The 8,174-nt window shown below is 71.1% G+C and carries 5 protein-coding genes and 1 pseudogene; 4 read left to right on the top strand and 2 right to left on the bottom strand.

All coding sequences use genetic code 11. The features are described from left to right. The first annotated feature begins 512 nt into the window (after positions 1-512). Positions 513-1,973: an alkaline phosphatase PhoX gene (locus ACZ6ZQ_RS22090; RefSeq protein WP_469770204.1), complete on the top strand. Its 1,461-nt coding sequence runs from the start codon at positions 513-515 to the stop codon at positions 1,971-1,973. Positions 1,974-2,730: 757 nt separating this feature from the next. Continuing rightward, positions 2,731-3,234: pseudogene (locus ACZ6ZQ_RS22085) on the top strand (TROVE domain-containing protein); the annotation flags it as partial. A 345-nt stretch (positions 3,235-3,579) separates the two neighbouring features. Here the strand turns inward: ACZ6ZQ_RS22085 and ACZ6ZQ_RS22080 are convergent. After that, complete coding sequence (locus ACZ6ZQ_RS22080; protein WP_469770275.1) at positions 3,580-4,788, bottom strand: TerD family protein; 1,209 nt, start codon at positions 4,786-4,788, stop codon at positions 3,580-3,582. Positions 4,789-4,952: 164 nt separating this feature from the next. Beyond that, positions 4,953-5,777, bottom strand: coding sequence for an NAD-dependent epimerase/dehydratase family protein (locus ACZ6ZQ_RS22075; RefSeq protein WP_469770203.1), 825 nt, complete (start codon positions 5,775-5,777; stop codon positions 4,953-4,955). 252 nt (positions 5,778-6,029) lie between these two features. Here ACZ6ZQ_RS22075 and ACZ6ZQ_RS22070 point away from each other — a divergent pair, with 252 nt between their 5' ends. Further along, positions 6,030-6,980: a 5-dehydro-4-deoxyglucarate dehydratase gene (locus ACZ6ZQ_RS22070; protein WP_469770202.1), complete on the top strand. Its 951-nt coding sequence runs from the start codon at positions 6,030-6,032 to the stop codon at positions 6,978-6,980. Next, positions 6,977-8,140, top strand: a complete 1,164-nt coding sequence (locus ACZ6ZQ_RS22065) for a hypothetical protein (RefSeq protein WP_469770201.1) — start codon at positions 6,977-6,979, stop codon at positions 8,138-8,140. The genes ACZ6ZQ_RS22070 and ACZ6ZQ_RS22065 overlap by 4 nt, the downstream gene beginning before the upstream one ends. Positions 8,141-8,174 lie beyond the last annotated feature (34 nt).

Genomic DNA, 8,174 nt, shown 5'->3' with positions numbered 1-8,174 from the left:
CACCCGGGACGGCGCCGGGGCCTGTCTCCGGACCCGGTCCTCGAACGCCGGACGGGCCGGGTGGGTACGGCCCTGTCCCGGACCCCCGGCCCAGGCGTCGCGTGACGACGGGGCGGTGCGAACCGGCCGCGCGCGGCGGATCGTGGGCCGGGCCGGGCCGGGCCGGGCCGTGTCGAGTGGGTGCGGGCGCGCGTCGCGCATGCGGGAGGTGACGGGACGAAGTCCCGTCATGTACCCAGACGCGACGCACCGTTGACGGAATCCGTAGTGGACGGCGACGCGGTCGCCGTTCGTGGCGGACGCCTGGGCGACCGCACGGCCGAGACCTCAGGCGCCGCCGACGAGGGCACATCGGTCAATGGCCGACAGATTCATGGAAGAGGGCCTCTCGGTGCTGTGTGATGTTGCAAGGCGTTCAACTGCCGTTTATGCGTGAGCGGGAGCGTTGCCCCGCAGACTCGCGCCGCCAGACCTCCAGACACCACGCCACACCATCCCCTCAGGAGACCGCGATGCCGCTCAGCCGCAGGGAATTCACCAGACAGTCCGCGCTCACCGGCGCGGGAGTCGCCCTCACCGGTGCCGTTGGCGCACTCGCCACCGCACCCGGCGCGCTCGCCGCCGAGGACAACGCCGCGGAGACGACCACGGAAGCCACCGGCCACGACCACGGTCACGAGCACGGCCCCGGCTACGGGCCGCTCCTCCCCGACCCCGAGGGCATCCTCGCCCTCCCCGCCGGTTTCTCGTACCGCGTTCTCACCCACAGCGGCGTCACGAAGCTGGAGTCTGGCGAGTTCACCCCGTCCAACCACGACGGCACCGCGACCTTCGAGGGCCCCCGCGGCGTCACCCTGCTCGTCAACAATCACGAGCTCAAGGGCCCCCGATCCAAGTGGAAGTACCCCGTCCCGCTGACCGACGGCCTTGTCTACGACCCGGCCGCCGCAGGCGGCTGCACCGTCGTCGAGACCCACCGCGACGGCCGCACCGCCGAATGGGTCGGCATCGCCGGCACGTCCACCAACTGCGCGGGCGGACGCACTCCCTGGGGCACCTGGCTCACCTGCGAGGAGAACTCCGACCGAGCCGGCCAGAACGGCATGACCAAGGACCACGGCTACGTCTTCGAGGTCGATCCCTACGACCGCCGCGCCAACCGCCACCCCCTGCCGATCAAGGCCTTCGGCCGCTACGACCACGAGGCCGTCGTCATCGACACCAAGCGCGGCCACGCCTACCTCACCGAGGACGCCTCCGGCCCCAACGGCCTCTTCTACCGCTGGGTCCCGCCGCAAGGCTTCCAGCACGGCCGCGGCCGGCTGCGCCACATCCCCGAGGACGCCGGACTGCTCCAGGCACCCAAGTGCTACGACGCGGGCGGCCGTTTCGTCGACGACCTGTCCCGCGCCACGAAGATCGGTACGGTGTACGGCGTGGACTGGGCCGACGTCCCGGACCGGGATGCCAAGACCGTGCCGGTGCGCAAGCAGTTCGGCGACGACGAGGTCACCCGGGCCCGCAAGCTCGAGGGCATGTGGTGGGCGGACGGTGGCGCGTACATCGTCTCCTCGTACGCCCGCGAGGAGAGCCCGGGCCGGCCGCACGACGGCCAGGTCTGGTTCTACGACCCGCGGCGCCGGACGCTCACCCTCAAGGTGCTGCTCGGCGTGAACGCCGACCCGTCGAAGGACGGCGCGTACGACGGCCCCGACAACATCACCGTCTCGCCGTACGGCGGCCTGATCATCGCCGAGGACGGCGAGGGCATCCAGCACCTCTTCGGCGCGACCGAGCGTGGCCGTACGTACCCGATCGCCCGCAACGACCTGAACATCGGCACCGAGGAGGAGCCGGAGTACAGCGAGTTCGCCGGAGTCGTCTTCTCGCCCGACGGACGGACGCTGTTCGCCAACATCCAGACCCCGGGCATCCTGGTCGCGATCACGGGGCCGTGGAAGCGAGCCTGCTGAAAGGGTAGCTCGTACGGGTGAGCTATTCCGGTTCGCCTCCTGCCGCGCGGTGCTGGACCGTTCGCATATGCCCAAGTCATGCGGACAATGCGGTGCGCTGGGTGAAGGTGAAGACCAGGCGCTTCTGCAGTGTCCGGTGCAGCATGTTGGGCACCGCGCGGCAGCGGGCCGAGGCGAGACGGCGCCCCAGCTCGCTCTGCCCTCAGTGCGGGGAGCCCATCATGACGCGCGGGGCGGTGCACTGCAGCCGGTCCTGCGCCAACGTCACCCGCAGACAAGCCGCATTGGCGCGCCGTGGAGGCCCCAGGCCGTGCCGACGCTGTGGGTCGACTGAGCGGAGCCCTCGGTCCAACGGGCCCTACTGCTCTGGGGGGTGCTTCAACGAGGACCGCTACGAGCGGACGGGAACGTTCGCCAAGTGGCTCGCGCCTTGGCAATCCGGTGAGATCAGCGGCACCCGGGACAACGGCAGGCCGGACTGGCGCGTTCGCTTGGCGCTCGTATTCCTGCGTGGCCAGCGCTGCGAGGTTCTGCGGTTGGGACAAGGTCAATCCCACGTCGGGCAGGGTTCCTCTGCACGTCGATCACATCGACGGCGACCGGACCAGGAACCGCCCCCCGAAGAGGTCCGCCTGCTCTGCCCGAACTGCCACACCCTCACGTCGACCTACCGGCATCTCAACAACCCGAGTGTCAGGCCTGTGCGGGAGAGGGCGAGCAGACGGTACCGGGAAGTCTGGCTACGCCAGGACTGCTCCCCGCCGAGTACGTGAAGTCCCGACTGGACGCGGGCGCCATCGAGGGCCCGTCGAACCGGCAGGTCGTCGCACCCGTGCTGCGCCGCGCCGACGAGCCCAGGGAGCTGCTCGGCTATTGGACCTCGCGGTACGGGCGGGCCGTGCCCAACCCCGTCGAGCGCGGAATCGCGGACGCCGTACGCCGCCTCTACAACGGCAAGTCGCTGCTGAAGTACGACACCGCCGCCAACGGGTACCGCTTCGGCGACATCCTCAACCTCGTGCACGCTTCGCCCGACCCCGACAAGCCGTGGCAGGGCGAGTTGTTCCAGTACGCCCTGGACCGCCGCCACCACCCGGACACCGCCGCACCGCCCGCGTCGAACCGTACGCTGACCGCCCACCGGGCGCTGATGGCGCTGCCGGTGGCCGAGCGGCGGGCCGTGGTCACCGGGCCGGACGGCGCGGACCGGCTGGCCGAAGCCGGGAAGACCTGGGAGGCGCTGGCGGGCTGGCTTCCCGGGCGATGGGGACTGGCATGGCTTCGGCCACGGACTTGAGCGGTGCGTCAGGGGATTGGCCATAGGTTCTAGAAGCGATACGCCTTAGCTAACTTGGGCCCATGGGAAGCAGGTTATGCACTGTTCGCCGTTGCCAGCGGAAGCATAAGGGCCGCGGATTCTGTAACACGCACTACCAGCGCTGGCGAAAGTACGGCGATCCGCAGGGCGGGGCTGCCGGAATGGACAGACCCGCCCCGGCTCCTCGGTCCTGCGACGTCACAGTTTTGGGGATGTTCCCGACGAGGCATTGTGATGCAGGGCGGAATCGTGGTGCTGCCGGTGCGTAGACGGCAGCACCACGGGCCTTTACAGCGCCTGCGCCGCGGGCTTGACCATGCCCCGGACGGTACGGGACTTCACGAACTCGCCCATCGCGGTCATCTCCCACTCACCGGAGAACTGCCGGATCAGCTTCGCCATCATCACGCCGGTCTGGGGCTCGGCGCTGGTGAGGTCGAAACGCACCAGCTCCTCGCCCGTCGCCGCGTCCAGCAGCCGGCAGTACGCCTTCGCGACCTCGGTGAACTTCTGGCCCGAGAAGGAGTTGACCGTGAAGACCAGGCCTGTGGCCTCGGCGGGAATGCTGCCCAGATCCACGACGATCACCTCGTCGTCGCCCGCGCCCTCGCCGGTCAGATTGTCCCCGGAGTGCTTGATCGCGCCGTTCAGGATGGACAGCTTTCCGAAGTAGCAGCTGTCCAGATGATTACGCTGCGGGCCGTACGCGATCACCGACGCGTCCAGGTCGATGTCCTTGCCGCGGAAGGCGGGCTCCCAGCCGAGGCCCATCTTGACCTGGGAGAGCAGCGGGCGGCCGCCCTTGACCAGGGACACCGTCTGGTTCTTCTGGAGGCTGACCCGGCCCTTGTCCAGGTTGATCTTCCCCGCGCCCGGGGCGGGCGCCGATGCGGCCGCGGCGGGGGCGGCGACCGGGGGAGCGGGCGGTGCGGCGACGCGCGGATCGGCCACCGGGGCGGGGGCCGGGGTGGGGGTGGGCGTGGCCGCCGGGGCGGCGGCCGGCTCCTCCTCGACCGAGACGCCGAAGTCGGTGGCGATGCCCGCCAGCCCGTTCGCATATCCCTGGCCGACCGCGCGGGCCTTCCACGCCCCGTTGCGCAAATAGATCTCGACGACCACCAGCGCCGTCTCCGGGCCCAGCCGGGGCGGTGTGAAGGTCGCCAGGACCGCGCTGTCGTCGGCGTTGCGGATCGTGGCTGTGGGCTCGATGCCCTGGAAGGTCTGCCCCGCGGCGTCCGGGCTGGCCGTGACGACGATCTTCTCGATCCCGGCCGGGACGGCCGTGGTGTCGACGATGATCGCGTCGGGCGCCGTGCCCCCGCCGGACCGGTAGGTGACACCGGGGCCCGTGGGCTGGTTGTAGAAGATGAAATCGTCGTCGGAGCGCACCTTGCCGTCGGCGGTGAGCAGCAGGCCCGATACGTCGAGCCGCACGGGCGCCGCGACGTCCACCGCCACGCGCGCGGCGGTGAGGGGGATGTTCGAGCCGGGGGTCATAGCTGTCATGCCTGAGGTAACGAGCGACGTGGCTTTGCCGTTCCCTTACCTTCGGCCGAACGGTGACGGGGCCTGGGCCAGGCCACGGGTGCCGAGCCACGGGGCCCTGGCGAAGTCACCGGTGCCGAGCCACGGGGGGCCTGGGCCAAGCCACCAATGCCGGCCTAGTGCGGCCACATCGGAGGCCGCGTCACGAAGTGGCCGCCCAGATACGCGTGGTCCGCGTTGGCCGGGTCCAGTTCGCCCTGTTCGGCGATGAGCTTCTCCGCGAACTGCTCCGAGTCGTCCTGCGGCTCGTAGCCGAGCGCACGCGCCGTCGAGAGGTCCCACCACAGGCGGGTGTTGGCGGAGGAACCGTAGACGACGGTGTGGCCCACGTCCTGTGCGGTCAGCGCGGCATGGAAGAGACGGGCGCAGTCGCCGGGGCTCATCCAGACCGAGAGCATCCGGACGCTGTTGGGCTCCATGAAGCAGGAGCCGATCCTGACGGACACGGTCTCGATGCCGTGCTGGTCCCAGTACAGCTGGGCGAGATCCTCGCCGAAGCACTTGGAGAGGCCGTAGTAGGTGTCGGGGCGGTGGGGCGTGTCGACCGGGATCAGTACGCCTGGATCAAGGGGTGCGCTCTCGCGCGGGCGCGGGGTGAAGCCGACCGCGTGATTGCTGGAGGCGAAGACGACGCGCCCGACACCCGCCTCGCGGGCCGCCTCGTAGAGGTTGTACGTGCCTTCGATGTTGGCGCGGAGGATCTTGTCGAAGGAGGCCTCCAGGGAGATGCCCGCCAGGTGGATGATCGCGTCCACGCCCCGTACGGCCTCGCGCAGCGCGTCCGTGTCGGCGAGGTCGGCGGTGATCGCGCCGGGCTCTCCGTCGATCGGGGTCATGTCGAAGAGGCGGAGCTCGTAGCCGTACGCGGGCAGCAGCCCCCGCATCAGGGTGCCGACGCCGCCGGCTGCGCCGGTGAGCAGGACGGTGCGGGGTGCGGGCATGGGTGGGTTCCCCTCGATGCGACTCGGACAGGACGCAGGTCTGTAGACGATATTCACATGCGTGGACACGCTCAAGAGCGGCCCCGGCACCGTCAAGTGTGGCGTGAAGGCGTCAATCATGCCGCTGAGTTGCGGTTTTCTGGCTTGACCTCGCCATCAGGGCCGCACTAGCGTGGCGTCGTTCAGAAATGTAGACGTCGATCAGAATGATGCACGAGCCTGATCGCTCGGTGCACGGCCCAGGGAGCGCCCGTGACCTCAGCCCCGCTCGCCGCCCGACTCACCCATGCCGAGGGGCCGCTGTTCTTCCCCGTCACCGCGTACGGACCGGACGGCGCCCTCGACCTCGACGCCTTCCGCGCCCATGTGCGTTCCGGCGTCGAGGCCGGCGCCGGGGCCGTCTTCGCCTGCTGCGGCACCGGCGAGTTCCATGCTCTGACCCCGGAGGAGTTCCGCGACTGCGTCGCCGCCGCGGTCGAGGAGACCGCCGGCCGGGTCCCCGTCCTCGCGGGCGCCGGCTACGGCACGGCCCTCGCCATCCGGTACGCGAAACTCGCCGAGGACGCGGGCGCCGACGGGATTCTCGCCATGCCGCCCTACCTCGTCGTCGCCGACCAGGCCGGACTGCTGCGCCACTACGCCGCGCTCGCGGCCGCAACCGAGCTCGACGTCATCGTCTACCAGCGCGACAACGCGGTGTTCACGCCCGAGACCGTCGTCGGACTCGCCGCGGTCGACGGCATCATCGGCCTCAAGGACGGGTACGGCGACCTCGACCTGATGCAGCGCATCGTCAGCGCCGTACGCACCGAGGCTCCCGGGCGCGACTTCCTCTACTTCAACGGCCTGCCCACCGCCGAGCTCACCGGCCTCGCCTACCGCGGCATCGGCATCACCCTCTACTCCTCCGCCGTCTTCTGCTTCGCCCCCGAGATCGCCCTCGCCTTCCACCGCGCCCTCACCACCGGCGACGATGCCACCGTCGAACGCCTCCTCGACGGCTTCTACCGCCCCCTCGTGGAACTGCGTGCGTCCCGCCACGGATACGCCGTCTCGCTCGTCAAGGCCGCGGTGCGGCTGCGCGGACAGGACGTCGGGGAGGTACGGCCGCCACTGAGCGAGCCGTCCGCCGACCACCTCAAGGAGCTCGCCGACATCGTCGAACGCGGCTGCGCACTCCTCGGAGACGGAGCGGCCGAGTGAAGGCCGGCGCCTTCGTCTACCCCTGGGACATCACCGGCGACCCGGACGCCGCGGGCCGGATCGCCGGCCTCGGCGTCCGGCAGGTCACCCTCGCCTCCGCCTACCATTCGACCCGCGCCCTCACCCCGCGCCACCCCCGCCACCGCGTCGTCACCGCCGAGCACGCGGCCGTGCTCTACCCGCCGGACGAGGCGCGCTGGGCGGGAGCCGCACTCCGTCCGTACCCGGCCGGGTCCTGGGCGCCCGGCGACGCGTACGGACAGGCCGCCGACGCCCTCACCGCCGCCGGACTCGATGTGCACACCTGGGTCGTCCTCGCCCACAACTCCCGCCTCGGTGCGGAGCACCCGGGCACGTCCGTGGTCAACGCGTACGGCGACCGCTATCCCTGGGCGCCCTGCATCGCCCAGCCCGCCGTCCGCGCCTGTCTGCAGACCCTCGCGGCCGAGGCGGCGGTACGGCCGGGGGCACGCGGCACTGAGCTCGAATCCTGCGGCTGGTACGGGCTCGCCCATCTGCACGCCCACGACAAGATCGCGGGTGTCGGCCTCGGCGACGCCGCCCAGTACGCCATGTCGCTGTGCTTCTGCCCCGCCTGCCGGGACGGGTACGCGGCACAGGGCACGGACCCCGACGAGCTGAGCGCAGGCGTGCGGGACGCGCTGGAGCCGGTGTGGCGGGGGAGCGCACCCCCCGGCATCCGGGTCGAGGAGCTGCTGGGAGCCGAACCGACCGCGGTGACCCTGGAGTTCCGTACCCGCACGGCCCGGACGCTGCAGGAGGCCGTCGTCGCCGCGGTACGGGCCGCCGCCCCGGAGGGCTTCCAGGTGCTGCTGCACGCGGATCCGGTGGCGTACCACTGCGGTGCCAACGCCGGGGTGGACCCCGCGCACATCCTCGGACTCGCCGACGGCGTGGTCGTGCCCTGCACCGGCGGGGCACGGCTGCTGCCGCCGTTCGCCCAGCACGCGTCCGCGACGTCCGTCATCGCCGCCAACCTCACCGTGGTCGCAGGCATGGGCGGCAGCCCGGGAACGCTCGCCGCCGACGCCCGCCGTGCCGCCTCGCTCGGGGCGGACGAACTGCGCCTGTACCACGCGGGCCTCGCCTCCGACCAGGACCTGGCGGCTGTCAAGGACGCGCTGGCACAGCTCGTCTGACGCCCCACCGGCACCACCGCCGCCGACAGGCCCG

The organism is Streptomyces sp. NPDC053673 (genome assembly GCF_055585225.1).
Note: the sequence above shows the minus strand (reverse complement) of the source record. Positions and strands in the feature narration are given on the sequence as shown.